The 25989-nt window shown below is 69.0% G+C and carries 22 protein-coding genes, 1 tRNA gene and 1 pseudogene; 14 read left to right on the top strand and 10 right to left on the bottom strand.

Annotation, left to right across the window (positions count from 1 at the left end; genetic code table 11):
• Positions 1-53: 53 nt before the first annotated feature.
• The 4 genes from ACFPOE_RS09660 to ACFPOE_RS09645 form a co-directional block, all read right to left on the bottom strand.
• On the bottom strand, positions 54-1010 hold the full coding sequence (locus ACFPOE_RS09660; RefSeq protein WP_376849872.1) for a TAXI family TRAP transporter solute-binding subunit: 957 nt from the start codon (positions 1008-1010) through the stop codon (positions 54-56).
• Positions 1011-1233: 223 nt separating this feature from the next.
• Positions 1234-1644: an RNA-binding S4 domain-containing protein gene (locus ACFPOE_RS09655; protein WP_376849871.1), complete on the bottom strand. Its 411-nt coding sequence runs from the start codon at positions 1642-1644 to the stop codon at positions 1234-1236.
• Complete coding sequence (locus ACFPOE_RS09650; RefSeq protein ID WP_376849870.1) at positions 1644-3056, bottom strand: sensor histidine kinase; 1413 nt, start codon at positions 3054-3056, stop codon at positions 1644-1646. Before ACFPOE_RS09650 ends, ACFPOE_RS09655 begins: the two co-directional genes overlap by 1 nt.
• The gene (locus ACFPOE_RS09645) at positions 3053-3730 is read right to left on the bottom strand and encodes a response regulator transcription factor (RefSeq protein WP_376849869.1); all 678 of its coding nucleotides are present in this window, start codon (positions 3728-3730) and stop codon (positions 3053-3055) included. Before ACFPOE_RS09645 ends, ACFPOE_RS09650 begins: the two co-directional genes overlap by 4 nt.
• Before the next feature lie 144 nt (positions 3731-3874).
• Here ACFPOE_RS09645 and ACFPOE_RS09640 point away from each other — a divergent pair, with 144 nt between their 5' ends.
• The 10 genes and pseudogenes from ACFPOE_RS09640 to ACFPOE_RS09595 all read left to right on the top strand — a co-directional run bounded on the left by ACFPOE_RS09640 (position 3875) and on the right by ACFPOE_RS09595 (position 14741).
• On the top strand, positions 3875-4834 hold the full coding sequence (locus ACFPOE_RS09640) for a Bug family tripartite tricarboxylate transporter substrate binding protein (protein ID WP_376849868.1): 960 nt from the start codon (positions 3875-3877) through the stop codon (positions 4832-4834).
• A gap of 119 nt (positions 4835-4953) precedes the next feature.
• Positions 4954-5466 (top strand): tripartite tricarboxylate transporter TctB family protein, encoded by a 513-nt coding sequence (locus tag ACFPOE_RS09635; RefSeq protein WP_376849867.1) that lies wholly within the window; start codon positions 4954-4956, stop codon positions 5464-5466.
• Between the two features lie 2 nt (positions 5467-5468).
• The gene (locus tag ACFPOE_RS09630) at positions 5469-6968 is read left to right on the top strand and encodes a tripartite tricarboxylate transporter permease (protein ID WP_376849866.1); all 1500 of its coding nucleotides are present in this window, start codon (positions 5469-5471) and stop codon (positions 6966-6968) included.
• A gap of 140 nt (positions 6969-7108) precedes the next feature.
• Positions 7109-8602: a sigma-54 interaction domain-containing protein gene (locus tag ACFPOE_RS09625; protein WP_376849865.1), complete on the top strand. Its 1494-nt coding sequence runs from the start codon at positions 7109-7111 to the stop codon at positions 8600-8602.
• Between the two features lie 128 nt (positions 8603-8730).
• Positions 8731-9924 (top strand): substrate-binding domain-containing protein, encoded by a 1194-nt coding sequence (locus ACFPOE_RS09620; RefSeq protein ID WP_376849864.1) that lies wholly within the window; start codon positions 8731-8733, stop codon positions 9922-9924.
• A 153-nt stretch (positions 9925-10077) separates the two neighbouring features.
• Positions 10078-10833 (top strand): annotated as a pseudogene (locus ACFPOE_RS09615) (ABC transporter ATP-binding protein); the annotation flags it as partial.
• 155 nt (positions 10834-10988) lie between these two features.
• A complete protein-coding gene (locus tag ACFPOE_RS09610; protein ID WP_376849863.1) occupies positions 10989-11714 on the top strand; it encodes an ABC transporter ATP-binding protein in 726 nt (241 codons plus the stop codon).
• Complete coding sequence (locus tag ACFPOE_RS09605; protein ID WP_376849862.1) at positions 11711-12694, top strand: branched-chain amino acid ABC transporter permease; 984 nt, start codon at positions 11711-11713, stop codon at positions 12692-12694. The genes ACFPOE_RS09610 and ACFPOE_RS09605 overlap by 4 nt, the downstream gene beginning before the upstream one ends.
• Positions 12695-12784: 90 nt before the next feature.
• Positions 12785-13858, top strand: a complete 1074-nt coding sequence (locus ACFPOE_RS09600; protein WP_376849861.1) for a branched-chain amino acid ABC transporter permease — start codon at positions 12785-12787, stop codon at positions 13856-13858.
• Positions 13859-13868: 10 nt separating this feature from the next.
• A complete protein-coding gene (locus tag ACFPOE_RS09595) occupies positions 13869-14741 on the top strand; it encodes an alpha/beta fold hydrolase (protein ID WP_376849860.1) in 873 nt (290 codons plus the stop codon).
• 21 nt (positions 14742-14762) lie between these two features.
• On the opposite strand, the gene hemH is transcribed toward ACFPOE_RS09595, so the two are convergent.
• A complete protein-coding gene (gene hemH, locus ACFPOE_RS09590) occupies positions 14763-15854 on the bottom strand; it encodes a ferrochelatase (protein ID WP_376849859.1) in 1092 nt (363 codons plus the stop codon).
• A gap of 16 nt (positions 15855-15870) precedes the next feature.
• On the opposite strand from hemH, the gene ACFPOE_RS09585 reads away from it, so the two are divergent.
• Positions 15871-16572, top strand: a complete 702-nt coding sequence (locus ACFPOE_RS09585; RefSeq protein WP_376849858.1) for an HAD family hydrolase — start codon at positions 15871-15873, stop codon at positions 16570-16572.
• A gap of 6 nt (positions 16573-16578) precedes the next feature.
• On the opposite strand, the gene ACFPOE_RS09580 is transcribed toward ACFPOE_RS09585, so the two are convergent.
• From ACFPOE_RS09580 to hpnC, 5 genes are all read right to left on the bottom strand, one after another.
• A complete protein-coding gene (locus ACFPOE_RS09580) occupies positions 16579-16902 on the bottom strand; it encodes a c-type cytochrome (protein WP_376849857.1) in 324 nt (107 codons plus the stop codon).
• On the bottom strand, positions 16899-18173 hold the full coding sequence (locus ACFPOE_RS09575; RefSeq protein WP_376849856.1) for a PQQ-dependent sugar dehydrogenase: 1275 nt from the start codon (positions 18171-18173) through the stop codon (positions 16899-16901). Before ACFPOE_RS09575 ends, ACFPOE_RS09580 begins: the two co-directional genes overlap by 4 nt.
• 170 nt (positions 18174-18343) lie before the next feature.
• Positions 18344-19615 carry a hydroxysqualene dehydroxylase HpnE gene (gene hpnE / locus ACFPOE_RS09570; RefSeq protein ID WP_376849855.1) on the bottom strand — a complete coding sequence of 424 codons (1272 nt, stop codon included), beginning with the start codon at positions 19613-19615 and terminating at the stop codon, positions 18344-18346.
• Between the two features lie 82 nt (positions 19616-19697).
• On the bottom strand, positions 19698-20537 hold the full coding sequence (gene hpnD / locus ACFPOE_RS09565; protein ID WP_376849854.1) for a presqualene diphosphate synthase HpnD: 840 nt from the start codon (positions 20535-20537) through the stop codon (positions 19698-19700).
• 29 nt (positions 20538-20566) lie between these two features.
• Positions 20567-21424: a squalene synthase HpnC gene (hpnC, locus tag ACFPOE_RS09560; protein WP_376849853.1), complete on the bottom strand. Its 858-nt coding sequence runs from the start codon at positions 21422-21424 to the stop codon at positions 20567-20569.
• A 92-nt stretch (positions 21425-21516) separates the two neighbouring features.
• Here hpnC and ACFPOE_RS09555 point away from each other — a divergent pair, with 92 nt between their 5' ends.
• The 3 genes from ACFPOE_RS09555 (at position 21517) to ACFPOE_RS09545 (ending at position 25983) form a co-directional block, all read left to right on the top strand.
• A complete protein-coding gene (locus ACFPOE_RS09555) occupies positions 21517-22650 on the top strand; it encodes an efflux RND transporter periplasmic adaptor subunit (protein ID WP_376849852.1) in 1134 nt (377 codons plus the stop codon).
• Entirely contained in the window at positions 22647-25826 is a 3180-nt protein-coding gene (locus ACFPOE_RS09550; protein ID WP_376849851.1) for an efflux RND transporter permease subunit, read from the top strand. The genes ACFPOE_RS09555 and ACFPOE_RS09550 overlap by 4 nt, the downstream gene beginning before the upstream one ends.
• A 70-nt stretch (positions 25827-25896) precedes the next feature.
• Positions 25897-25983 (top strand) — tRNA-Leu (locus ACFPOE_RS09545).
• Positions 25984-25989: the final 6 nt, after the last annotated feature.

Here is a 25989-nt window from a genome sequence, read left to right as displayed (position 1 = left end):
AAAAACAAAAAAGGGAGGGCCAGCCTCCCTTCGTCCGGGCCCGCGGCCGGGGCTTACTTGAGCAGGCCGGCTTCGCGGTAGAACTTTTCGGCGCCCGGGTGATAAGGGATGCCGACGCCCTGCACGGCGTTCTGCCGGGTGATGAACTTGCCCTTGGCGTGGCCGGCCTGCAGCGCCTTCTGCGCCGCGTCGCTGTAGAGGGCCTTGGTGATCTGGTAGACCGTTTCGGTGTCCACCTTGGCGTTGGTCACCAGCTGGGCGCCGACGGCCAGCGTCTGCACGGCGGGCACGTCCTTGTAGGTGCCGGCGGCGATGTTGTCGACGGCGAAGAACGGGCTGGACTTGCGCAGGGCGTCGGCCTGCGGGCCGGCCAGCGGGATCAGTTCGATGCCGGCGCCGCTGGAGGCCAGTTCGGCGATCGCGCCGGCCGGTGCCCCGCCGACGAAGAAGAAGGCGTCGAGCGCGCCGTCCTTGAGCTTGTCGCCGGCCTGGTTGGGCTTGATGTATTCGGGCTTGATGTCCGATTCCTTCACGCCGTAGGCGGCCAGCACCATGCGGGCGTCGATCAGCGTGCCCGAGCCCGGCTCGTCCAGCGCCACGCGCTTGCCCTTGAGGTCGGAAACGGACTTGATGCCCGAGCCCTTCTTGACCACCAGGTGGATGCTTTCGGGGTAGAGGTTGGCGATCATGCGCAGGTCGGCGACCTTGGGCTTGCCCTCGAAGGCGCCGGTGCCGGTGTAGGCCCAGGTGGCGACGTCGGACTGCGAGAAGCCCGCTTCCATCGAGCCGCTGGCGACGCCGTTGACGTTGGCCAGCGAGCCGTTGGTGGCCTGCGCGGTGGCGATGATCTTGCCGGGTTGCGACACGGCGTTGGCGATCATGCCGCCGACGGGATAGTAGGTGCCGGCGGTGCCGCCGGTGCCGATGCGGAAGAATTGCTGGGCCTGGGCGGCGCCGGCAAATGCGAGGCTGGCGGCGAGCGCGCCGGCCCAGAGTAGTTTCGACTTCATGGATGTCTCCTGGAACAGGTTCTTCGAACTGAGCAAGAAGTAGACCACGCTGTCCGCGCGCCATCGCCTAGTGGAAGCCCGAAGGGAAGGCTGTCATCCCGGCCCCCGAGCCGGGCCGAACAACAACGGGGACTGTCGATCAAGCGGGCAAGCGCTGTCTCTTCCTGATCGACGGTATTGGGATTCGAGATGGATGGATGCCGGATCAGGTCCGGCATGACAGCTATTCGTCGATCGAGGCGCTCCAGCGGTCGCCCCAGTTCTTGGCGTCATCGAGCTCGCGCCGGCCGCGCTTGGTCGGACGGCCATGCTCGATCGAATGCGCGGGCTCCGGCGACAGCCGCCGCTGTTCGGCGGCCTGCTGGCGCGCCTTCAGGCTGTCGGCGGTTTCTTCATAGAGCTGCTGCGCCACGGGCGCCGGGCCGCGCACGCCCGACAGGCCCTTGACCACCACGGTGCGCATGACCTGGCCCTGGCGCAGCGTGACGGTGTCGCCGGGCTTGAGCTCGCGCGCCGGCTTGACCTCGGCGCCATTGACCTCGACCCGCCCGCGGGCGATCTCCTCGGTCGCCAGCGAACGGGTCTTGTAGAAACGGGCTGCCCAGAGCCACTTGTCGACGCGCAATTTGTCCATCAGGATCCATTGTGGGCCAGGGGCAGGGTCACCGTGGCCGCCAGGCCGGCGATGCGCCCATGGTTTTCCCGGTTATCCAGCGCGATCGAGCCGCCCAGCGCGCGCACGATCTCGTGGCAGATCGCCAGCCCCAGCCCCGAGCCGCTGCCGACGTCGCCGGCCGAGAACGGCTGGAACAGCCGGCTGCGCAGTTCGGCGCCGATGCCGGGCCCGCCGTCGAAGACGGTCAGCGCCGCGTTGCCCCCATCCGCCACCACCCTCAGCCACAGCTCGCCGCCCTGCGGGCTGTGCTTGATGGCGTTGTGCAGCAGGTTGCGCACCAGCTCGTTGAGCATCCACTCGTGCGAACGCACCGGGGCCGGCACGGTGGTGATGTCGAAGTCCAGGTCCTTGTCGGCGATCAGCGGCGACAGCTCCAGCGCCACCGCACGCACCACGGCGCCCAGGTCGTGGACGCCGGTGTCCGGCTGCTGGCGCAGCTGCTCCACCTTGGCCAGCGACAGCATCTGGTTGGCCAGGGCGGTCGCACGGTCCACCGTCTGGTTGATTTCCTGCAGCGCCTGGCGCGGCTCGAGGTCGCCCCGCAGTGCCGACTGCACCTGGGTCTTGAGCACCGCCAGCGGCGTGCGCAGCTGGTGGGCGGTGTCGCGCACGAAGCGCTTCTGGTTGTCCAGCAGCAGGGCCAGCCGCGCCATCACCTGGTTGGTGGCGTCCACCAGCGGCAGCAGCTCGCGCGGCGAGCCGGGGGCGGCGATCGGCGTCAGGTCGCCCTCGGCCCGCGCCTGCAGCACGGCGCTGAGCTTGCGCACCGGCCGGGTGGCGCGCTGCACCACCACCGCCGCCACCAGCGCGATCACCGCCACCAGCAGCGCCTGCCGCCAGATGGTGTCGACCAGGATCTGGCGCGCCAGCGAACGGCGCAGCTCCGGCGTCTCGGCCACCTGCACCACCGCCATGCCGCGGCCGTTGGCGCTGGCCACCGGCTGCAGCAGCACGGCCACCCGCACCTCGCCGCCGCGGAAGTGGTCGTCGTAGAAGTCCACCAGCGCCGCGTAGGGCGGGCGCTGCGGCAGCGTGCCGTGCCAGAACGGCAGCTCGGGAAAGCCCGACACCATCTCGCCCTGCAGGGTGGAAACGCGGTAGAACAGCCGGCTCTGGTTGTCGGCCTCGAAGGCTTCCAGCGCCGAATAGGGGACGGTGGCGCGCAGCTGCGCCTGCTCGTCGTAGCCTTCCACATCGAGCTGCTCGCCGATGGTCTTGGCCGAGGCCAGCAGCGTGCGGTCGTACGCCGTGTTGACGGCCGCCAGCGCCTGCGCGTACAGGCTGAAGCTGTTGAGGCCGATCAGCAGCACCACCGGCACCAGGATGCCCACCAGCAGGTAGGTCCGCAGCGACACCCCTTCCGGCTTCATTCGACCTTCAGCAGGTAGCCGAGCCCGCGCAGGGTCATCAGCGAGGTGCCGGTGTGGACCAGCTTCTTGCGCAGCCGGTACACCACGACCTCGATCGCTTCGTACTGGACGTCGCCCTCGCCCGGGAACACCAGCTCGAACAGCCGCTCCTTGGAGACCGCGTGGCCCGGGCGCAGCATCAGCGCCTGCAGCAGCGCGGCCTCGCGCGGCGTCAGCTCCAGCACCTGGTCGCGCAGGTAGATCGCGCCGCTGTCGCGGTCGTAGCGCAGCGCGCCGGCGGCGACCGGCGCCTGGCCGGCGGCCGGCGCGGCGCCCGCCTTGCGCCGCACCAGCGCGCGCAGCCTGGCCTCCAGTTCGTCCAGGTCGAAAGGCTTGGGCAGGTAGTCGTCGGCGCCGCTGTTGAGGCCCAGCACGCGGTCGCCGACCGTGCCGCGCGCCGTGAGGATCAGCACCGGCGTCGCCAGCCCGAGGCCGCGCGCCTGTTCCAGCACCTGCAGGCCGTCCAGGCCCGGCAGGCTGAGATCGAGCACCACCACGTCCGGCGGCTGCGCCCGCCACAGCGCCAGCGCCTGGCGGCCGTCGCCGCAGCCCTGCACGCCGACGCCGCGCCGCGACAGCGCACGCTCGAGGGTGCTGCGCATGGAGGGATCGTCTTCGACCAGCAGGAGGTTCATCGCTCGCCCAAGGTTAACGGCAAGCGCCGCATGGCCCGCACTCTAGTAGTTTCCCCAATCCGGCGGACAGCCGTTTGACAGCCGGGGGGCGCATGATCGCGAAGCCGAAACTGAGTGCTACCTGAACAACACCTAGGAGACCCGATGCGTCGCGACACCTTCCTCAAATCGCTGGCCGCGCTGGCCGCAACCGGCGGCCTGCCGCTGTCGGCGCTGGCAGCCACCAACGTCAAGATGATGATCCCGGCCAATCCGGGGGGAGGCTGGGACACCACCGGCCGTGCGCTGGGCAAGGCGCTGCAGGAGGCCAGGGTGGCCGACAGCGTCACCTATGACAACAAGGGCGGCGCCGCCGGCGCGCTGGGCCTGGCGCAGTTCATCAACAGCGCCAAGGGCGATCCCCACGCCATGATGGTGATGGGCGCCGTGATGCTGGGCGGCATCATCACCGGCAAGCCGCCGGTCAGCCTGTCGCAGGTGACGCCGATCGCGCGCCTGACCAGCGAATACAACGTGTTCGTGCTGCCGGCCAATTCGCCGCTGAAGTCGATGGCCGACGTCATCGCGCAGCTCAAGAAGGACCCGGGCAGCGTCAAGTGGGGCGGCGGGTCGCGCGGCTCCACCGAGCACATCGCCGCGGCGATGATCGCGCGCGAGGTCGGCGTCGATCCGGCCAAGATCAACTACGTCGCCTTCCGCGGCGGCGGCGAGGCCACCGCCGCCATCCTGGGCGCCAACGTCACCGTCGGCGGCAGCGGCTACAGCGAGTTCGCCGAGTACATCAACGCCGGCAAGATGAAGCCGATCGCCGTCACCTCGGGCACGCGGCTCAAGGGCATCAACGTGCCGACGCTCAAGGAGCAGGGCATCAACGTCGAGATCGGCAACTGGCGCGGCGTCTACGGCGCCCCCGGCATCACCGAGCCGCAGCGCCGGGCGCTGACCGAGATGGTGCTGGCCGCGATCAAGACCAAGGCGTGGCAGGAAGCGCTGCAGAAGAACGACTGGACGCCGGCGGTCCTCACCGGCGCCGCGTTCGACAAGTTCGTCGACGACGAATTCGCCAGCCTGCGCGCCACCATGGTGAAGTCCGGCATGGTGTGAGACCTTGTGGGACAGATCTTCAGCCCTGTCCCCAACTGATGAGGACCGCGCTTCCCGCAAGCCAAACCGACGCCCGGATCGCCCCGGGCGTTTTTTCGTTCCCCGCACCGGCCAGCACCATGACACAACAACACAAGCCCTCGACGGCGCAGACGGCGATCGGCGCCGGCGTCGTGCTGATCGCGCTGGCGCTGGCCGCCGGCGCGGTCTCGATCCCCTCGGCGGCCGGCTACGGCGGCATCGGCCCCAACTTCCTGCCCTGGGCCATCGCCGCCGTGCTGGCCCTGTGCGGCGTGATGCTGGTCGTGCAAGCGCGCACCACCGGCTTTCGCGAACTGGACCAGCCCACCGGCGCCGAGCACGGCTACTGGGCCGGCTTCGCCTGGGTGACGGCCGGCCTGCTGGCCAACGCGGCGCTGATCACGACCATCGGCTTCATCTTCAGCTGCACGCTGTGCTACCTGCTGGCGGTGCAGGGCCTGCGGCGCGCCGCCGGCGAGGATGCCGGCCACCCGCGGGTGCTGGCGATCGACCTGGCGACCGGGCTGGCGATCTCGGCGCCGGTGTTCTGGACCTTCACCCAGTTCCTGGCGATCAACCTGCCGGGCCTGACCTCCAACGGCTGGATCTGAGCATGGACATCCTGAACGCACTCCTGCAAGGCTTCGCCACCGCCATCACGCCCGCCAACCTGGTCTGGTGCCTGGTCGGCTGCGCCCTGGGCACCGCCATCGGCGTGCTGCCGGGCATCGGCCCGGCGGTGGCCGTTGCCATGCTGCTGCCGATCACCGCCAAGGTGGAAGTCACGGCCTCGATGATCTTCTTCGCCGGCATCTACTACGGCGCCATGTACGGCGGCTCCACCACCTCGATCCTGCTGAACACGCCGGGCGAAACCGCCAGCATGGTGACGGCGATGGAGGGCAACAAGATGGCCAAGAGCGGCCGCGCCGGCGCCGCGCTGGCCACCGCCGCGATCGGCTCGTTCGTGGCCGGCACCATCGCCACCGTGATCGTCACGCTGTTCGCCCCTTACGTGGCGGAGTTCGCGGTCAGGCTCGGGCCGCCGGAATATTTCCTGCTGATGGTGCTGGCCTTCACCACCGTCAGCGCGGTGCTGGGCAAGAGCCCGCTGCGCGGCATGGTGTCGCTGTTCATCGGGCTGGCGGTCGGCCTGGTCGGCCTGGACCAGATCTCCGGCCAGTCGCGCTACACCCTGGGCGTGCCCGAACTGCTGGACGGGATCGAGATCGTGCTGGTGGCTGTGGGCCTGTTCGCGGTGGCGGAGGTGATGTACGCGGCGCTGTACGAAGGCCGCGGCACCGAAACGCAGAACAAGCTGAGCAAGGTCTACATGACCCGGCGCGACTGGAAGCGCTCGATCCCGGCCTGGCTGCGCGGCACCGCGATCGGCGCGCCCTTCGGCTGCATCCCGGCCGGCGGCACCGAGATCCCGACCTTCCTGAGCTATGCGATGGAAAAGCGGCTGGCCAAGGGCGAGGACCTGGCCGAGTTCGGCCGCGCGGGCGCGATCGAAGGGGTGGCCGGGCCGGAGGCGTCGAACAACGCCACCGTCACCACCGCGCTCATTCCCCTGCTGACGCTGGGCATCCCCACCTCCAACACCACGGCGATCCTGCTGGGCGCGTTCCAGAACTACGGCATCCAGCCCGGGCCGCAGCTCTTCACCACCTCGGCCAACCTGGTCTGGGCGCTGATCGCCTCGCTCTACATCGGCAACGTGATGCTGCTGATCCTGAACCTGCCGCTGGTGAACCTGTGGGTCAAGCTGCTGAAGATCCCCAAGCCCCAGCTGTACGCCGGCATCCTGATCTTTTCCACCGTCGGCGCCTACGGCATGCGCCAGAGCGCCTTCGACCTGGTGCTGCTGTACGCGATCGGCGTGGCCGGCGTGGTGATGCGGCGCTTCGATTTCCCGACGGCGCCGGTGGTGGTCGGCATGATCCTGGGGCCGCTGGCCGAGGCGCAGTTGCGCAACGCCGTCTCGATCGGCGAGGGCAGCGCGATGGTGTTCCTGCAGCGCCCCATGTCGGTCACCATGATCGGCGTCATCCTGGTGGTCCTGGTCGTTCCGCGCCTCATGGCCTACCGGGCGCGGCGGCGGCTGGCCTGAGGAAGGCGGGGACAAGGACGCAGAAGTGACGCAGAAGGCGCAGAAGGATTCAAGGAAACCCTGAAGGTTTTCTTTTTGCGGCTTCTGCGTTGTTTCTGCGCTTTCTGCGTCCGGCTGTCCGCTTTCTGTAGCATCGCGGAATGCAAGAAGACAACCTGCCCAGGGACGGCGCGAGCATCCTGGCGCTGGCGGCGCGCTCGATGTTCCAGCTGTTCTCCAGCGTCAGCCAGGGCATGTTCCTGGTCGACCGCAGCGGCCGCATCGTCTGGGTGAACGAAGGCTACCTGCGCTTCCTGCCGGCGCTGGGCCTGACCTCGGTCGACCAGATCGTCGGCCAGATGGTGGAAGACGTCATCCCCAACACCCAGATGCGCAAGGTGCTGGAGACCGGCCAGCCGGTGCTGATCGACCTGCTCACCAACCGCGCCGGCACCTTCGTCGTCAGCCGCATTCCGCTGCGCGACGAACAGAGCAACGAGCTGATCGGCGCGATCGGCATCGTGCTGTTCGACCACCCCGAAACCACGCTGCAGCCGTTGATCAGCAAGTTCGCGCACCTGCAGCGCGACCTGGACGACGCCCGGCGCGAGCTGGCCAGCCAGCGCCGCCACAAGTACACGCTGGCCAGCTTCGTGGGCGCCAGCCCGGCGGCGGTGGAGGTCAAGCGGCAGGCGCGGCGGGCCGCGCAGTCGGCCAGCCCGGTGCTGCTGCTGGGCGAGACCGGCACCGGCAAGGAATTGCTGGCCCACGCGATCCACGCCGCCTCCTCGCGCGCCGCCGGCCCGCTGGTCAGCGTCAACATCGCGGCGGTGCCCGACACGCTGCTGGAAGCGGAGTTCTTCGGCGTCGCACCCGGCGCCTACACCGGCGCCGACCGCAAGGGCCGGCAGGGCAAGTTCAAGCTGGCCGACGGCGGCACGCTGTTCCTGGACGAGATCGGCGACATGCCGCTGAGCCTGCAGCCCAAGCTGCTGCGCGCGCTGCAGGAAGGCGAGATCGAGGCGCTGGGTTCCAACAAGGTGATCGGCTTCGACGCCCGCGTGATCGCCGCCACGTCCAGGGACCTGCAGGCGCTGGTGCGCGAGGGCAAGTTCCGCGAGGACCTGTTCTACCGCCTCAACGTGCTGCCGATCCGGGTGCCGCCGCTGCGCGAGCGCCGCGTCGACATCCCGGCGCTGGTGGAGGTGCTGGCCGAGGACATGGCGCTGCGCAGCGGCTCGGCGCCGCCGGAGCTCGGCGCCGAGGCGATGGCGCTGCTGTCGGCGCAGGCCTGGCGCGGCAACATCCGCGAGCTGCGCAACGTGCTGGAGCAGGCGGCGATGCGCACCGACTCCAACCAGATCGGCGTCGCGGAGCTGGAAGCGGTGCTGCGCGAGTCGGGCATCGAGCAGATCGTCGCGCCGTCGGTCGCCGCGGCGCCGGCGGCGATGCCGCTGCGGCGCGTCACCGACCTGCGGCCGCTGGCCGAGCAGGTGGCCGAGGTCGAGCGGCAGGCCATCCAGGCGGCGATGGCGCACACCCGCGGCAACAAGTTCGCCGCCGCCAAGCTGCTCGGGATCTCGCGCGCCAAGCTCTATGAACGGTTGGATGGATTGCCTGGATCTCAGGCAACTGTCTCGGATTCAGACAGGTAGACTGCCTCGTTCCAAGGCATACTCGCGCCGGCCGAGAAAAAAAGCCTTCAGGATCAAGGGCCGGCCAACTGGCACGCGTCCTGCAATTGCGGGGCGAGAGTTTCGCAGTCAAAACAGGAGACAAATCCATGAATCGCCGCAACACCCTTGCCCTGGCCGCGCTCGCCGCCGCCGCGCTTGCATCGCCGCTGGCCTTCGCCCAGGCCAAGGAGATCAAGGTCGCCCACGTCTACAGCCGCACCGGCCCGCTGGAGGCCTACGGCAAGCAGACCCAGACCGGCCTGCTGATGGGACTGGAATACGCCACCGGCGGCACCATGGCCGTCAACGGCCGCAAGATCGTGCTGATCGAGAAGGACGACCAGGGCAAGCCCGACCTGGGCAAGTCGCTGCTGGCCACCGCCTACTCGGACGACAAGGCCGACATCGCCATCGGCCCGACGTCCTCGGGCGTGGCCCTGGCCATGCTGCCGGTGGCCGAGGAATACAAGAAGGTGCTGATCGTCGAGCCGGCGGTGGCCGACTCGATCACCGGCGACAAGTGGAACAAGTACATCTTCCGCACCGGCCGCAACAGCTCGCAGGACGCGATCTCCAACGCGGTGGCGCTGGACAAGCCGGGCGTGAACATCGCCACGCTGGCGCAGGACTACGCGTTCGGCCGCGACGGCGTCAAGGCCTTCAAGGAGTCGATCAAGACCGCCAAGATCGTGCACGAGGAATACCTGCCCGCCAACACGACGGACTTCACCGCCGGCGCGCAGCGCCTGATCGACAAGCTCAAGGACCTGCCGGGCCGCAAGGTGATCTGGATCGTGTGGGCCGGCGCCGGCAACCCGTTCAAGATCGCCGACCTGGACCTCAAGCGCTACAACATCGAGATCGCCACCGGCGGCAACATCCTGCCGGCGATGGTGGCCTACAACCAGTTCCCGGGCATGGAAGGCGCCAGCTACTACTACTACGGCTTTCCGAAGAACCCGGCCAACACCTGGCTGGTGACCAACCACTACAGCAGGTTCAAGTCGCCGCCGGACTTCTTCACTGCCGGCGGCTTCTCCGCCGCCATGGCGCTGGTCACGGCGCTGAAGAAGACCAACGGCGACACCGGCAGCGACAAGCTGATCGCCGCGATGGAAGGCATGAGTTTCGACACCCCCAAGGGCCCGATGACCTTCCGCAAGGAAGACCACCAGGCGATGCAGTCGATGTACCACTTCCGCGTCGCCAAGGGCGCCAAGCTGGGCGCGCAGGCCGACCTGGAGCTGGTCAAGGAGATCAAGGCCTCCGAGATGCACGTGCCGATCCGGAACAAACACTGAAAAAAATCTGAAGATTTTTTTCAGTGGCTGATCGGTGCGAAGTGGACCGGCAGAGCCGGATCCACCTCGCAAGGGGGACTGTGCTGCACGTTGTTGCGCACAGTCCGATGAAGCCAGGCTGCGCCTGGCGGGCTTTGCTCACGTTGGAAAACCATGAGTCAACTTGCCACGCATGAACTCACGGTCCGCTTCGGCGGGCACGTGGCGGTGAATGCCGTGACCTGCTCGTTCGAGCCCGGGACGTTGACGGCCATCGTCGGCCCCAACGGGGCCGGCAAGACCACCTACTTCAACCTGATCTCCGGCCAGCTGCGCGCCAGCGGCGGCACCGTGACGCTGGACGGCAGGGACCTGTCGGGCGCCTCGCCGTCGGAGCGCACCCGCGCCGGCCTGGGCCGCGCGTTCCAGCTGACCAACCTGTTCCCGCGCCTGACGGTGCAGGAGAACGTGCGGCTGGCGGTGCAGGCGACGCGCGAAGGCCGGCACCGCCTCGGCATGAACCTGTGGAGCATTTGGAGCGACCACGCGGACCTGCTGGCGCGGGCCGACCAGATCCTGCGCGACGTGGCGATGGCGGACAAGGAGGGCGAGCTGGTGGCCAACCTGCCGCACGGCGACCAGCGCAAGCTGGAAGTGGCGCTGCTGATGGCGCTGGAATCCAAGGTGTTCATGTTCGACGAACCGACCGCCGGCATGAACGCGGCCGAGGCGCCGGTGATCCTGGACCTGATCCGCAAGCTCAAGCAGGACCGGTCCAAGACCATCCTGCTGGTGGAACACAAGATGGACGTGGTGCGCGAACTGGCCGACCGGATCATCGTGCTGCACAACGGCACGCTGGTGGCCGACGGCGAGCCGGCCGAGGTGATCGCCTCGCCCGTCGTGCAGGAGGCTTATTTGGGCGTTGCGCCCACCTCCGTTCGGGCTGAGCCTGTCGAAGCCCTTCGACAAGCTCAGGGCGAACGGGATCCGAACCCTTCGACCCTTCGACAGGCTCAGGGCGAACGGGATCCGAACCCTTCGACCTTTCGACAGGCTCAGGGCGAACGGAATGGGGAGGGCGCATGAACGCGAACCTGCTCGAACTGCAAGGCGTGCACACCCACATCGGGGCGTACCACATCCTGCACGGCGTCGACCTGGCCGTGCCGCGCGGCCAGCTCACCATGCTGCTGGGACGCAACGGCGCCGGCAAGACCACCACGCTGCGCACGATCATGGGGCTGTGGCGGGCCTCGCAGGGGCGCATCGGCTTCGGCGACCAGGACATCACGACCACCGACACGCCGCAGATCGCGGGGCTCGGCATCGCCTACGTGCCCGAGAACATGGGCGTGTTCGCCGACCTGACGGTCAGGGAAAACATGCTGCTGGCCGCGCGCAAGGCGAAGCACGCCGGCCAGATGGACGAGAAGCGCCTGCAGTGGATCTTCTCGCTGTTCCCGGCGGTGGAGAAATTCTGGAACCATCCGGCCGGCAAGCTGTCGGGCGGGCAGAAGCAGATGCTGGCCGTCTCGCGCGCCATCGTCGAGCCGCGCGAGCTGCTGATCGTCGACGAGCCGAGCAAGGGGCTGGCGCCGGCCATCATCAACAACATGATCGACGCCTTCGCGCAGCTCAAGGCCAGCGGCGTCACCATCCTGCTGGTGGAGCAGAACATCAACTTCGCCCGGCGGCTCGGCGACACGGTCGCGGTGATGGACAACGGCGTCGTCGTCCATTCCGGCCCGATGCAGCAGCTGGCAGAAGACGAAGAACTTCAGCGCACGCTGCTGGGGCTGGCGCTATGAACAAGCTTGCGGACTTCGACTGGAAGCCGATGGCGCTGGTGCCGGTGCTGGCCCTGCTGGTGCTGCCCTTCATCGGCTCGGGCTCGACCTGGGTCACGCTGACGGTCGCGGGCCTGGCGATGGGGATGATCATCTTCATCATCGCCTCCGGCCTGACATTGATCTTCGGCCTGATGGACGTGCTGAACTTCGGCCACGGCGTGTTCATCACGCTGGGCGCCTTCGTCGCCATCAGCGTGCTGGGCCTGATGCCGGACTGGACCGCCTCGCCGCAGCTCTGGCGCAACCTGGTGGCGGTGGTGCCCGCGATCCTGGCTGCGATGGTGGTGGCCGCGGCGGCCGGCGTGGTGTTCGAGCGGCTGATCATCCGGCCGGTCTACGGCAACCACCTCAAGCAGATCCTGATCACCGTCGGCGGCGCCATCATCGGCGAGGAACTGATCAAGGTGATCTGGGGCCCGCTGCAGGTGCCGTTGCCGCTGCCCGAGGGCATGCGCGGCACGCTGCTGCTGGGCGACGCGGCGGTGGAGAAATACCGGCTGCTGGCGGTGGTGGTCGGCCTGGCGGTGTTTGGCCTGCTGGCCTGGACGCTGGCGCGCACCAAGATCGGCCTGCTGATCCGGGCCGGCGTGCAGGACCGCGAGATGGTGGAGGCGCTGGGCTACCGCATCAAGCGCCTGTTCATCGGCGTGTTCGTCACCGGCAGCGCGCTGGCCGGGCTGGGCGGGGTGATGTGGGGGATGTACCTGCAGAACGTGACGCCGCAGATCGGCGCGCAGGTCAACGTGCTGATCTTCATCGTCATCATCATCGGCGGGCTGGGCTCGACCTCGGGCGCGCTGATCGGCGCGCTGCTGGTCGGCCTGCTGACCAACTACGCCGGCTTCCTGGCGCCCAAGGCGGCGCTGTTCTCGAACATCGCGCTGATGATCGCCATTCTGCTGTGGCGGCCGCAGGGCGTCTACGCCCAGAACCGCTGATCCTTCGACAAGCTCAGGACGAACGGACCTCACCATGCTCAGGCGGCTTCTCTCCCTCCTTCGACAAGCTCAGGACGATCGGGCTTTCTCATGCTGAGCCGACTGCTATCGAACGACTATCCGCGCAGCCGCGTGCTGGCCGTGATCCTGGTGGCGCTGCTGCTGGCGCTGGCCTTCGCGCCCTTCCTGTTTCCCGGCGTCAAGGCGCTGAGCGTCGCCGCCAAGATCCTGGTGTTCATCGTGCTGGTCGCCAGCTTCGACCTGCTGCTCGGATACACCGGCATCGTGAGTTTCGCGCAGACGATGTTCTTCGGCATCGGCGCCTACGGCATCGCCATCGCGTCGACCCGCATGGGCGCGGGCTGGCCGGCGCTGTTGGCGGGACTGGCGGTGGCGCTGGCGCTGTCCTTCGTGCTGTCGCTGGCGGTCGGCCTGTTCTCGCTGCGGGTGAAGGCGATCTTCTTCGCGATGATCACGCTGGCGGTGGCCACCGCGTTCCAGACGCTGGCCTCGCAGCTGTCGGATTTCACCGGCGGCGAGGACGGCCTGACCTTCAAGATGCCCGAGGTGCTGTCGCCCGGCTTCCAGCTGTCGGACACGCCGTTGCTGGGCGTGACGCTGGACGGCCGGCTGATCTGCTATTACCTGCTGTTCTTCTGCGCGCTGTTCCTGCTGCTGGCGCTGCTGCGGATCGTCAACTCGCCGTTCGGCCGGGTGCTGCAGGCGATCCGGGAGAACGAGTTCCGGGCCGAGGCGATCGGCTACCGGGTGGTGGTGTATCGCACGACCTCCAGCGTGCTGTCGGCCCTGTTCGCCACCGTCGCCGGTGCGATGCTGGCGGTCTGGCTGCGCTACAACGGGCCTGACACGTCTCTGTCCTTCGAGATCATGCTGGACGTGCTGCTGATCGTGGTGATCGGCGGCATGGGGACGATCTACGGCGCGGCCGTCGGCGCCGGCATCTTCGTCGTCGCCCAAAGCTACCTGCAGGACCTGCTCAAGCTCGCCAGCGATGCCACCGCCGGCCTGCCGTGGCTGTCGGCGCTGCTGTCGCCGGACCGCTGGCTGCTGTGGCTGGGCCTGCTGTTCGTGCTGTCGGTCTATTACTTCCCGACCGGCGTGGTGGGGCGCCTGCGGGCGCTGCGCCTGGGCCACCCGAAGTAGGAGAGCCTGCATGTCGTTCCGCTCCGAATACGCCAGCTGCGCCGGCCGCGAGATCCACTACACCGAGTGGGGTCCGCGCAGCGGCACCGCCGTCATCGCCTGGCACGGGCTGGCGCGCACCGGCCGCGACATGGACGAACTGGCGCAGCGCCTGAGCCAGCGCTTTCGCGTGATCTGCCCGGACACGCTGGGCCGCGGGCTGAGCCAGTGGAGCCCGGACCCGGCCAACGAATACCAGCTCTCGTTCTATGCGCGGCTGGCGGCCGAACTGCTGGACCGGCTGCAGGTGGAGCACGCCCACTGGGTCGGCACCTCGATGGGCGGCGCCATCGGCACGGTGGTCGCGGGCGGCCTGCTGCAGCCTGCGCTGAAGGGCCGCATCCGCAGCCTGGTGCTCAACGACAACGCGCCGCGGCTCGCTGCCGCCGCAGTGGAGCGCATCCGCACCTATGCCGGCAACCCGCCAGCCTTCGCCACCATGCGCGAACTGGAGGCGTTCTATCGCCAGGTCTACCGGCCCTTCGGCTGGCTGAGCGACGCGCAGTGGCGCCGGCTGGCCGAGACCTCCACGCGGCGGCTGCCCGACGGCCGGCTGACGCCGCATTACGACCCGGCGATGGTGCGGCAGTTCATCGACCATCCGAACGACTACGACATCTGGGAGCACTACGACGCCATCGAGGTGCCGGTGCTCTGCCTGCGCGGCGCCGAGTCGGACCTGGTGCTGCCCGACGCCGTCGACGAGATGCTGCGCCGCGGCCCGGGCCTGCGCGGGCTGACGCGGGTGGTGGAAGTGCCCGGTTGCGGCCACGCCCCGGCGCTCAACGTGCCCGGGCAGCTCGATCTGGTCGCCGGCTTCATCGAGCAGCACGAACCCCGTTAGTGTTGCTGCGCCGGGTGGCAGCTATCGCTCCGCGCCCATCGCCAGCGCCGCCGCCTTCGAGGCCGCGAGCCCCGCCTTGTCCGGCGCCTGTTCGGTCGGCCATCCCTGCAGGTGACGCACGGCGATGGCGCCCAGCGCCGCGATCCAGGCCGGGTCGTCGTTCAGGCAGGGAATGAACTCGAAGCTCTTGCCGCCGGCCTGCAGGAACGCGTCGCGGCCTTCCTGCGCGATCTCCTCCAGCGTCTCCAGGCAATCGGCGGTGAAGCCGGGGCAGGCGACGTCCACCCGCCTGACGCCCTTGCGCGCCAGCGCGACCAGCGTCGGTTCGGTGTACGGCTCCAGCCACTTGGCCTTGCCGAAGCGCGACTGGAAGGTGACGCTGTAGCGCTCCGGCTCCAGTTGCAGCCAGGTGGCCAGCATGCGCGCGGTCTTGTGGCACTCGCAGTGGTACGGGTCGCCCAGCTGCAGCGTGCGCTGCGGCACGCCGTGGAAGCTCATGACGAAGTGGTCCGGCTGGCCGTGCTCGGCCCAATGGCGCTGGATGCGCGCGGCCAGCGCGGCGAGGTAGCCGCGGTCGTCGTGGTAGCGGTTGACGAAGCGCAGTTCGGGGATGCTGCGGACGCGGCCGGCCCAGTCGTTCACCGCATCGACGACGCTGGCGGTGGTCGTGCCCGAATACTGCGGATAGGCCGACAGCACCAGGATGCGCGTCGCGCCCTCGGCCTTGAGCGCGTCCAGCTGCGAGGCGATCGACGGACTGCCGTAGCGCATCGCGTAGCGGACCTTGACCCGGTGGCCGTGTTCGCCCAGCCAGCCTTGCAGCAGCGTGGCCTGCTTCGCGGTCCACACCTTCAGCGGCGAGCCGTCCTTGGTCCAGATGGTGGCGTATTTGGCGGCCGACTTGGCCGGCCGCAACGGCAGGATCGCGCCGTACAGGATCGGCAGCCAGGCGGCGCGCGGGATCTCCACCACCCGCGGGTCGCTGAGGAATTCCTTCAGGTAGCGCCGCACCGCCGGCGCGGTCGGCGCATCGGGCGTGCCGAGGTTGCAATAGAGCACGCCGGTCGTCTGCGGCTGGCCGTGCTGGAAGGCGGGTTCGGGAGCAAAGGGCATCAGCTATTCTCACCGCATGCTTGACGTTTCGAAAATCAAGGCCATCTCGTTCGACCTGGACGACACCCTGTGGCCGATCTGGCCCACCATCGAACGGGCCGAGAAGGCCTTGCACGACTGGCTGGGATTCCATGCACCGATGGCGGCCGCGATGTTCTCCGGTTCCGGCGCGCTGAGCGAGATCCGCAGCGAGATCGGGATGACCCGCCCCGACCTCAAGTCCGACCTCAGCGCGCTGCGCCGCGAATCGATCCGGCTGGCGCTGCAGCGCGCCGGCGAGAACCCGCAGCTGGCCGAACCGGCGTTCGACGTCTTCTTCGAGGAGCGCCAGCGCGTCACGCTGTTCGACGACGCGCTCGCCACGCTGGACTTCCTGTCGGCGCGCTTTCCGCTGGTGAGCGTGTCCAACGGCAACGCCGACGTCGCCAAGGTGGGATTGGCGCACTATTTCCGCGCCTCGATCTCGGCCCGCGAGTTCGGCGTCGGCAAGCCGGACCCGCGGATCTTCCTGGCGGCGGCCGGCGCGCTGGACCTGGTGCCGCAGGACGTGCTGCACGTCGGCGACGACGCCACGCTCGACGGCCTGGGGGCGCTGAACGCCGGCATGCAATGCGCCTGGCTCAATCGGTCCGACCACCTGTGGCCGCACGAGACGACACCCAACCTGACCGTCACCGGCCTGGAAGAACTCTGCGCGCTGTGGCGCCAGCCGGCTTAGCCGGATTCAGGGGACCGGATCCACCCGGACCTTGAGCGACGAATACCAGCTCGCGAGGTCGTCGATGTCGGCGTCGCTCAGGGTCTTGGCCATCAGCGACATCACTTCGTGCCGGCGGGTGCCGGCGCGATAGGCCTTGAGCTGCGCCGCCAGGTAGAGCGCCGACTGGCCCGCCAGGTTCGGCGCGTCGGGCAGCGTGGCCAGCCCCATCGGGCCGTGGCACACCGCGCAGGCATTGGCCTTGGCGCGGCCCGCTGCCACTTCGCCGGCAAGTGCCGGCCAGGCCAGCAGCGCCGCCACCGACAGCGCAGCGACGCGACCGGGATTCACTGGCCGCTGTAGGTGATGCGGTAGATGGCGCCCGCGTAGTCGTCGGAGACGAACAGCGAGCCGTCCTTGGCCACCGCCACGTCCACCGGGCGGCCCCGATAGGTGCCGGTGTCCTCGTCGAGCCATCCCTGCGCGAACACCTCCGTCCTGTCGGCAGTGCCGTCGGCCTTGAGCGATGTGAACAGCACCCGCGCCCCGATGGGTTTGGTGCGGTTCCACGAGCCATGCTGGGCCGAGAAGAAGCCGCCCTGGTACTTCGCCGGGAATTGCCGGCCGGTGTAGAAGGCCATGCCGAGGTCGGCGGCGTGGGCATCGGTCATCACCTGGGGATGGACCGTGTTGGCGGGCAGCGGATCCTTGTCGTAGCCGTTCTCGGTGATCCGGGTCTTGCTGACGATGTAGGGGTAGCCGAAGAACTGGCCGGGCTGGGTCGCCCGGTTGATCTCGCCCATCGGGATGTCGTCGCCCATTCCGTCGGTCTGGTTGTCGGTGAACCACAAGGTCTTGTCCTTCGGATTGAAGTCCATGCCGACGGAGTTGCGCACTCCGGTGGCATACACCTCCCGGCCCGTGCCATCGATGTTCATGCGGATGATGCCGCCGATGCCCACTTTCGTGTACAGCGCCAGCTTCTCGCGCGGCTGCACGTTGAACGGCTGGCCGAGCGTGATGTACAGCTTGTTGTCGGGCCCGATGCGGCACACGCGTCCGCTGTGGTTGAACGACTCTTCGTCCACGGGAATGAGCTCTCCCTGCGGCACCACTTCGCCGACCGCGACGTCGGCGCCTTCGTAGAAGAACTCCGCCGCCGGGAAGGTGTAGACGCGGTTGGTCTCGACCACGATCAGGAAGCCGTCCCTGGTCCAGCACACCGCGTTCGGATTGCGGAACTTCAGCGACGGCGCGAATTCCTTGACCTCGGTCGCGGTGTCGCCGCTGTTGCGGTTGGTCACGGCCCAGACGTTGGACTTGCGGGTGCCCACGAACATCATGTTGGTCGACGGCGCGACCGCGATCATGCGGGCATCGGGAACCACCGCGTACAGGTCGATCTTGAAGCCCGGCGGCAGCTTGATGCGCTTGAGGTTCTCGCGCAACTGGTCGGCGTTCTTGCCGGTCTGCGGCACCATCGGGATGTTGGGGTCGGTGCCCGACACCTTCATCTGCTTGAGCTTGTCGATGTTCTGCATCTGTGCCGCTGCCGGCAGGGCCGCGCCCAGCGTGAGGACCAGCGCGACTGCGGCGAGCGGGTTGAGTCTTTGATCGAACATGGGGCCTCCATTGGTTGTTGGCCCGGCGCCCGCAAGCGCCAGGCCGTCAAACTTTGCGGCGCTCGCAAGGGGCTCGCACGCGGGCTAACCCTAAGCCCGCCGCGGTGCCGCAAGGCGAGCACCGCATGCTCGCGCTGCTGCTGTCGGGCACCGCGCCATGGCAGGGCGCGTCAGCGCACTGAAGCAACGGCGAGCAGCGCCGAGCGCACCGCGCCTTCGATGGTCGCCGGATAGGGGCCGTCCACATAGTCGCCGCAGGCCAGCAGTCCGGGCCCCACCTGCATCGCCGGTCGCAGCAGGCCCGGGACGCTGGCGAAGGTTGCGCGCCGCTCCACCACCGTCTGCACCGGGATGAGGCCGCTCCAGCCGAGCGCGGCTGCCTGCGCGAGCACCTGCTGCTGCAAGATGTCGCGCTCGCGCGGGCTGGCGCTGACGACGAAGGCGAGCAGGCCCTGCGGGCCGCCGAGCTGGCTGCGGTCGAACGCGAACTGCGCCGGCGCACTCTCGTTCGAATGCAGCGCCAGCATCGGCAGCGGCAGCCTGGGGCCGCCGGTGACGTAGACGGTGGCGATCGCTTCGTGCGTGAGCGCGGCGGCGCGGCGCAGCCACTCGCCAGCCTCGATGGCGGCGGCGTGCACCAGCCGCTCGGCCTCCCAGGGCGGGCAGGCGAGCAGCACGGCATCGAAGGGCTCGCCGTCGACCAGCCAGCCCGACGCGTGCGGCCCGATCTGCTGCACCCGGCGGCCTGTCAGCACCCGGGCGCCGCGCCCGGCCAGCCACTGGCCGGCGGCATGCGGGAACAACCGCCCGAGGTCTACCTTCGGCAGCAGCAGGTTGGAGCCGCCCCAGAATCCATGGCCCTTGCCGAACAGCGCATCGCGCACCACCCGCAGGAACACCTCTCCGCTGGAGCGCGCTGCCGGGGTATTCAGCGCCGAGACGCACAAGGGCTCGATCAGCTGCTCCATCACGCGCGGCGTCAGGCCCTCGCAAAGCCGCGTGACCGTCGCCGACGGATCGCAGCGGAAGCGTGCCAGCTGCCAGCGCAGCGAGGCCGCGAGCATCGAGGTCTTGTCGCGCACGCTCCAGCCGCGCGCGCTGGCGATGCCCCAGGCCGCATCCAGCGGCGCCGGCCAGTGGGGCAGGGCCAGGCCGTCGCCATCGGGAAAGCGCAGCGTCAGCGGCAGGCGCAGCAGCACCTGCGCCGGGTCGACGCCGATGTCGTGCATCAGCTGCAGCGTTGCGGTGTAGGCACCGATCATGATGTGCTGGCCGTTGTCCAGCACCAACTGCGATCCATCGGGCAGCGCCAGCGGCAGGCTGCGTGCCCGGCCGCCGAGGACGCGCGAACTCTCGAACAGCGTGACCTGCCGGCCATCCCGCGTGGCGGCCACCGCGGCTGCCAGCCCGGCCCAGCCGGCGCCGATGACGGCAAGCCTCATATGAGCGGCGCCGGGCCGCCCCCAGCCGCGAACGCCCGCCCGGGGGGCAGCGCGGCCCACGCAGTGGCAAGCGTGGGGGCTCTCATGCCCTGCCGAGCGCCTGGACTTTCCAGGCCAGCCAGAGCTTGCGCAGCGGGGTCAGGCTGACCCGCTGGTGCAGCACCTGGAAGCCGTCGCGCTCGATCTCGCGCAGCAGGGTGCGGTAGATGCTGGCCATCATCAGCCCGGGCTTCTGGGCCCGGCGGTCGGTCGCCGGCAGCAGCGCGAGCGCTTCGTCGTACAGCCGGTGCGCGCGCTGGGCCTGGAACTGCATCAGCGCCGTGAAGCGCTCCGAGTAGCTGCCCTTGAGGATCTCGTGGGCCTTGACGTCGAACTGCTGCAGCTCGCTGACCGGCAGGTAGATGCGGCCGCGCCGCGCGTCCTCGCCGACGTCGCGGATGATGTTGGTGAGCTGGAACGCCAGCCCCAGCTTGTGCGCATAGGCCGTGGTTTGCGGCTCGCTCTGGCCGAAGATGCGCGCCGACACTTCGCCCACCACGCCGGCCACCAGGTGGCAATAGCGCTCGAGGTTGGGGAAATCGAGGTAGCGGGTCTGGTCCAGGTCCATCTCGCAGCCCTCGATCACGGCCTGCAGCTGGCGCTGCTCGATGCCGAAGGGCTGGGTGCAGGGCATCAGCGCCTTCATCGCCGGGTGGCTCGGCTTGCCGGCGAAGGACTGCGCCACTTCGGCATGCCACCACGCGAGCTTGGTGCGCGCCACGCCGGGGTCGGTCACTTCGTCCGCCACGTCGTCCACTTCGCGGCAGAAGGCATAGAAGGCGGTGATCGCTGCCCGCCGCTGCGGCGGCAGGAACAGGAAGGCGTAATAGAAGCTGCTGCCCGAGGCGGCGGCCTTCTGCTGGACGTATTGCTCGGGCGTCATGGAGCCCCGATTCTCGCTTGCACGCACCGTCACATGCGCAGGCTGCGCCACAGCATCGCCGGGAAGTCGGCCAGCCCCAGCGCGGGGCGGGCCGCGAAGGTGTTGAACCCCATCTCTTCGATCCGGTCCAGCGTGCGCAGTCCGCCTTGCACCACCAGCCGCAGCTCCCAGCCGGCCCGGCCGGGGACCTGGTGCACGATCGGCGCGCCGCTGTCCATCAGGCTGCGGGTCCAGTGCGCGAATTCCGCGATCAGCTTGGGCGCTTCGCGGTGGACCGCCCAGGTCGACGGCCGCGCCGGGTCCAGGCCGTGGCGCTGCAGGTCCTCGGCCGGCAGGTAATAGCGCCCGCGCACCACGTCCAGGCCGACGTCCTGCCAGAAGTTGACCAGCTGCAGCGCGGTGCAGACGGCGTCGCTGCGCTCCAGCGCCGCGCTGTCGCTGATGCCATAGAGATGCAGCAGCAGGCGGCCGACCGGGTTGGCGCTGCGCCCGCAGTAATCCAGCAGCTCGGCGCGGTTGGCATAGCCGGCGCCGGCCGCGCTCTTGGCGACGTCCTGCTCGAAGGCCGACAGCAGGTCGGCCAGCGGGCGCTGCGGCAGGCTGAAGTCGCGCACCGCGCCGCGCAGCGGAATGAAGACGCAGGGCCAGCGCCCGCTGTCGGGGCGGCCGGCGTAGCAGGCATCCAGGTCGGCGCCGAAGGTGGAGAGGTCGGCCATGCGCTGCGATGCGCTGTCCGTCCCCTCGTCGGCGATATCGTCGGCGGTGCGGGCGAAACCGTAGATCGCGGCCACCGCCGGGCGCAGCCGCGCCGGGCAGAGCCAGGAGGCGACGGGGAAGTTCTCGTAGTGGTCGACCCCTCGGGGCGACAGGCGCAGGCTGGTGTTCACTCATCGATTGTCGCTTGACAGCCAGAACCGCTTCTCCTAGATTACTAACCAGTCAGTCATTAATGTTTTGCTGTTTGCGCAGCAGGTTCGCCATGCCATTGCCCCGCTCCAGCCTCCTGCAGTCCAGCTTCAGCCTTTCGTTCGCCCTGGCGCTCGCCGCCTGCTCGCCCGCACCGGCGCCCCAGGAGCCGATTCGCGCCGTGAAAGTGTTGACCGTCGGCACCAGCAGCTTCGAGTCCACTCCCGAATTCGCCGGTGAGGTGAAGGCGCGGATCGAATCGCGGCTGGGCTTCCGGGTGGCCGGCAAGCTGGTGCGCCGGCAAGCCGAACTGGGGCAGCGGGTCAGGGCCGGCGAGGTGCTGGCGCAGCTCGATCCGCAGGACCTGCGGCTGGCGGCCGACGCCGCCCGGGCCCAGGTGGCGGCGGCGCAGACCAACCGCGAACTGGCAGCCGCCGACTTCAAGCGCTACGCCGCGCTGAAGGACCAGAACTTCATCAGCGGCGCCGACCTGGAACGGCGCGAGACCACCCTCAAGGCGGCGCAGGCGCAGTTCGACCAGGCGCAGGCGCAACTGGCGGCCCAGCGCAACCAGGCCGCCTATGCCACGCTGGTGGCCGATGCCTCCGGCGTGGTCACGGGCATCGACGCCGAGCCGGGGCAGGTGGTGGCGGCCGGCGCGCCGGTGCTGCGGATCGCGCAGGACGGCCCGCGCGACGTGGTGTTTTCGGTGCCGGAAGACAAGGTTGCGCTGGTGCGCACCGGCTCCGACGTGGTCGTGCGGATCTGGGCCGGCAGCAAGACGCTGGCCGGCAAGGTGCGCGAGGTGTCGGCCAGCGCCGATCCGGTGACGCGCACCTTCCAGGTCAAGGTGGCGGTGGAGGGGCCGGACGCGCCGGCGCTGGGCTCCACGGTCTCGGTGCTGCCGAAATCGCTGGGCCACGCCGGCGCCAGCGTCATCAAGCTGCCGACCAGCGCGTTGCGCCAGGACGGCCTGGCCACCGCGGTGTGGGTGCTCGATCCGAAGACCATGACGCTGCGCTCGCAGCCGATCCAGGTCGCGACCGCCGACGGCAACGACGCGGTGATCGCTTCCGGCCTGCAGCCCGGCATGCTGGTGGTGTCCGCCGGCGTGCACGTGCTGTCGCCCGGCCAGAAGGTGACGATCTACCAGGACCGGCTGGCGCCGCCTGCGGCCCTGCCCATGGCTGCGGCGAGCCGGCCATGACCGGCAGCGAGCCCGGGCCGGGCTTCAACCTGTCGAAGTGGGCGCTGGACCATCCGGCGCTCACCCGCTACCTGATGATCGTGCTGATGCTGCTGGGCGCGGCGGCGTTCTTCCAGCTCGGGCAGGACGAGGACCCGCCGTTCACCTTCCGCGCGATGGTGGTGCGGACCTACTGGCCCGGCGCCACCGCGCAGCAGGTGGCCGAGCAGGTCACCGACAAGATCGAGCGCACGCTGCAGGAGGTGCCTTACTCCGACATCATCCGCAGCTATTCCAAGCCTGGCGAGTCGCAGGTGATCTTCCAGATCAAGGACTCCTCGCGGGCCGCCGACGTGCCCAACGTCTGGTACACGGTGCGCAAGAAGATCGGCGACATGAAGATCACGCTGCCGGGCGGCGTGCAGGGGCCGTTCTTCAACGACGACTTCGGCGACGTCTACGGCGTGATCTACGCGCTGGAATCGGACGGCGGCTTCAGCAACGCCGAACTCAAGAGCTTCGCCGACGACGTCCGCCAGCAGCTGCTGCGCGTGCCGGACGTGGCCAAGGTGGAATTGTTCGGCGTGCAGGACGAGAAGCTCTACGTCGAGCTGTCGCAACAGCGGCTGTCGCAGCTGGGCCTGGACATCAACCAGGTGCTGCAGCAGCTGGGCCAGCAGAACGCCGTGGAATCCGCCGGCGCGGTGCAGACGCCGCTGGACACGGTGCAGGTGCGCGTCGGCGGCCAGTTCGAGGTGGTGGACCAGTTGCGCAGCATGCCGATCCGGGGCAGCTCGGGCAACCAGCTGCGCCTGGGCGACATCGCCGAGATCAAGCGCGGCTACATCGATCCGCCGGTTGTCAAGGTGCGCCACCAGGGCAAGGAGGTGATCGCGCTGGGGGTGTCGATGGCCAAGGGCGGCGACATCATCGGCCTGGGCAAGGCGCTCAAGACCATGGGCAACCGGATCGAGGACGGATTGCCGGCCGGCATCAAGCTGGTCCAGATCCAGGACCAGCCGCGCTCGGTGGCCAGCTCGGTCAACGAATTCGTCCGCACCCTGATCGAGGCGGTGGTGATCGTGCTGGCGGTGAGCTTCATCAGCCTGGGCCTGCACAAGCGCCCGGGCGCCGGCGTGCCCTGGTGGAAGCGCTGGTACGTGGACATGCGGCCGGGCCTGGTGGTGGGCATCACCATCCCGCTGGTGCTGGCCGTCACCTTCCTGGCGATGGACTACCTGGGCATCGGCCTGCACAAGATCTCGCTGGGCTCCCTGATCATCGCGCTGGGGCTGCTGGTGGACGACGCGATCATCGCGGTGGAGATGATGGTGCGCAAGATGGAGGAGGGCTACGACAAGGTGCGCGCCGCCACCTTCGCCTACGAGATCACCGCGATGCCGATGCTGACCGGCACCCTGATCACCGCCGCCGGCTTCCTGCCGATCGGCCTGGCCCGCTCCACGGTCGGCGAATACACCTACGCCATCTTCGCGGTGACGGTGATCGCGCTGGTGCTCAGCTGGCTGGTCTCGGTCTACTTCGTGCCTTACCTGGGCACGCTGCTGCTCAAGACCAAGCCGCACGCCGAGCACGACACGCCGCACGAGCTGTTCGACAGCCCGTTCTACAACCGCTTCCGCCGCACGGTGGACTGGTGCGTGGAGCACCGCTGGATCACCATCGGCGCCACGGTGCTGAGCTTCGGGCTGGGCATCGCCGGCATGGGGATCGTGCAGCAGCAGTTCTTCCCGGATTCGAGCCGGCCCGAAATCATGGTCGACATCTGGTTCCCGGAAGGCACCTCGTTCGCGACCAACGAGCAGACCGCCAAGCGGGTGGAGCAGCGGCTGCGCAACGAGCCCGGCGTCGACACTGTCAGCACCTGGATCGGCTCGGGCGTTCCGCGCTTCTACCTGCCGCTGGACCAGGTGTTCCCTCAGACCAACGTGTCGCAGTTCATCGTGGTGCCCAAGGACCTGAAGGTGCGCGAGTCGCTGCGCATCAAGCTGCCGGCGTTGCTGGCCACCGAATTCCCCGAAGTGCGCGGGCGGGTCAAGCTGCTGCCCAACGGCCCGCCGGTGCCGTACCCGGTGCAGTTCCGCGTGGTCGGGCCCGAGCCGCTGGCCTTGCGGCTGCGCGCCGACGAGGTCAAGGCGGTGATGCGCAGCAGCCCCAACACGCGGGGCGTCAACGACAACTGGAACGAGTCGGTGAAGGTGCTGCGGCTGGAAGTGGACCAGTCCAAGGCGCGCGCGCTGGGCGTCACCAGCCAGTCGATCGCGCAGGCGGCCCGCACGCTGCTGGCCGGCAGCACGGTCGGCCAGTTCCGCGAGGGCGACAAGCTGATCGACATCGTGCTGCGCCAGCCGCTGGAAGAGCGCAGCGCGATCACCGACATCGGCAACGCCTACCTGCCGACGGCCTCGGGCAAGTCGATTCCGCTGACCCAGATCGCCAAGCCGGTGTTCACCTGGGAGCCGGGCGTGATGTGGCGCGAGAACCGCGACTATGCGATCACGGTGCAGGGCGACATCGTCGAGGGCCTGCAGGGCGCCACCGTCACCGACGAACTGCTGCCCAGGCTGCGCGCGGTGGAAGCGAAGTGGCCGGCCGGCTACAAGATCCAGGTGGCGGGGGCGGTGGAGGAGAGCTCCAAGGGCTCGTCGTCGATCGCCGCCGGCATCCCGATCATGCTGTTCATCACCTTCACGCTGCTGATGCTGCAGTTGCACAGCTTCAGCCGGGCGATGCTGGTGTTCATCACCGGGCCGCTGGGCATTGCCGGCGTGGCGGCGGCGCTGTTGCTGCTGGGTCGGCCGTTCGGCTTCGTCGCGCTGCTGGGCGTGATCGCGCTGATGGGGATGATCCAGCGCAACTCGGTGATCCTGATCGACCAGATCGAGCAGGACCGCGCCCGCGGGGTGCCGGCCTGGGATGCGATCGTCGAATCCGCGGTGCGGCGCCTGCGCCCGATCGTGCTGACCGCGGCGGCCGCGGTGCTGGCCATGATCCCGCTGTCGCGCTCGGTGTTCTGGGGGCCGATGGCGGTGGCGATCATGGGCGGACTGGTGGTCGCGACGGTGCTGACGCTGCTGGCGCTGCCGGCGATGTATGCCGCCTGGTTCCGGGTGAAACGGGAAGATGACCCCGCCGCGCGTCACCCGATCGCGGGAACCGTCCCCGTTCCCGGGTAAAATGCGCGGTTGACCGAATTTGGGCGGGCGGTCGGGGCTTCCCTGGCTGCCCGCGTCCGATTTCAGCTCAGCGCGGGTGGCGAAATTGGTAGACGCACCAGGTTTAGGTCCTGACGCCAGCAATGGTGTGGGGGTTCGAGTCCCCCCCCGCGCACCAGAGACT

Origin of the sequence: Caenimonas terrae (assembly GCF_042655405.1) — a bacterium.
Classification (GTDB): domain Bacteria; phylum Pseudomonadota; class Gammaproteobacteria; order Burkholderiales; family Burkholderiaceae_C; genus Ramlibacter; species Ramlibacter terrae_A.
Note: the sequence above shows the minus strand (reverse complement) of the source record. Positions and strands in the feature narration are given on the sequence as shown.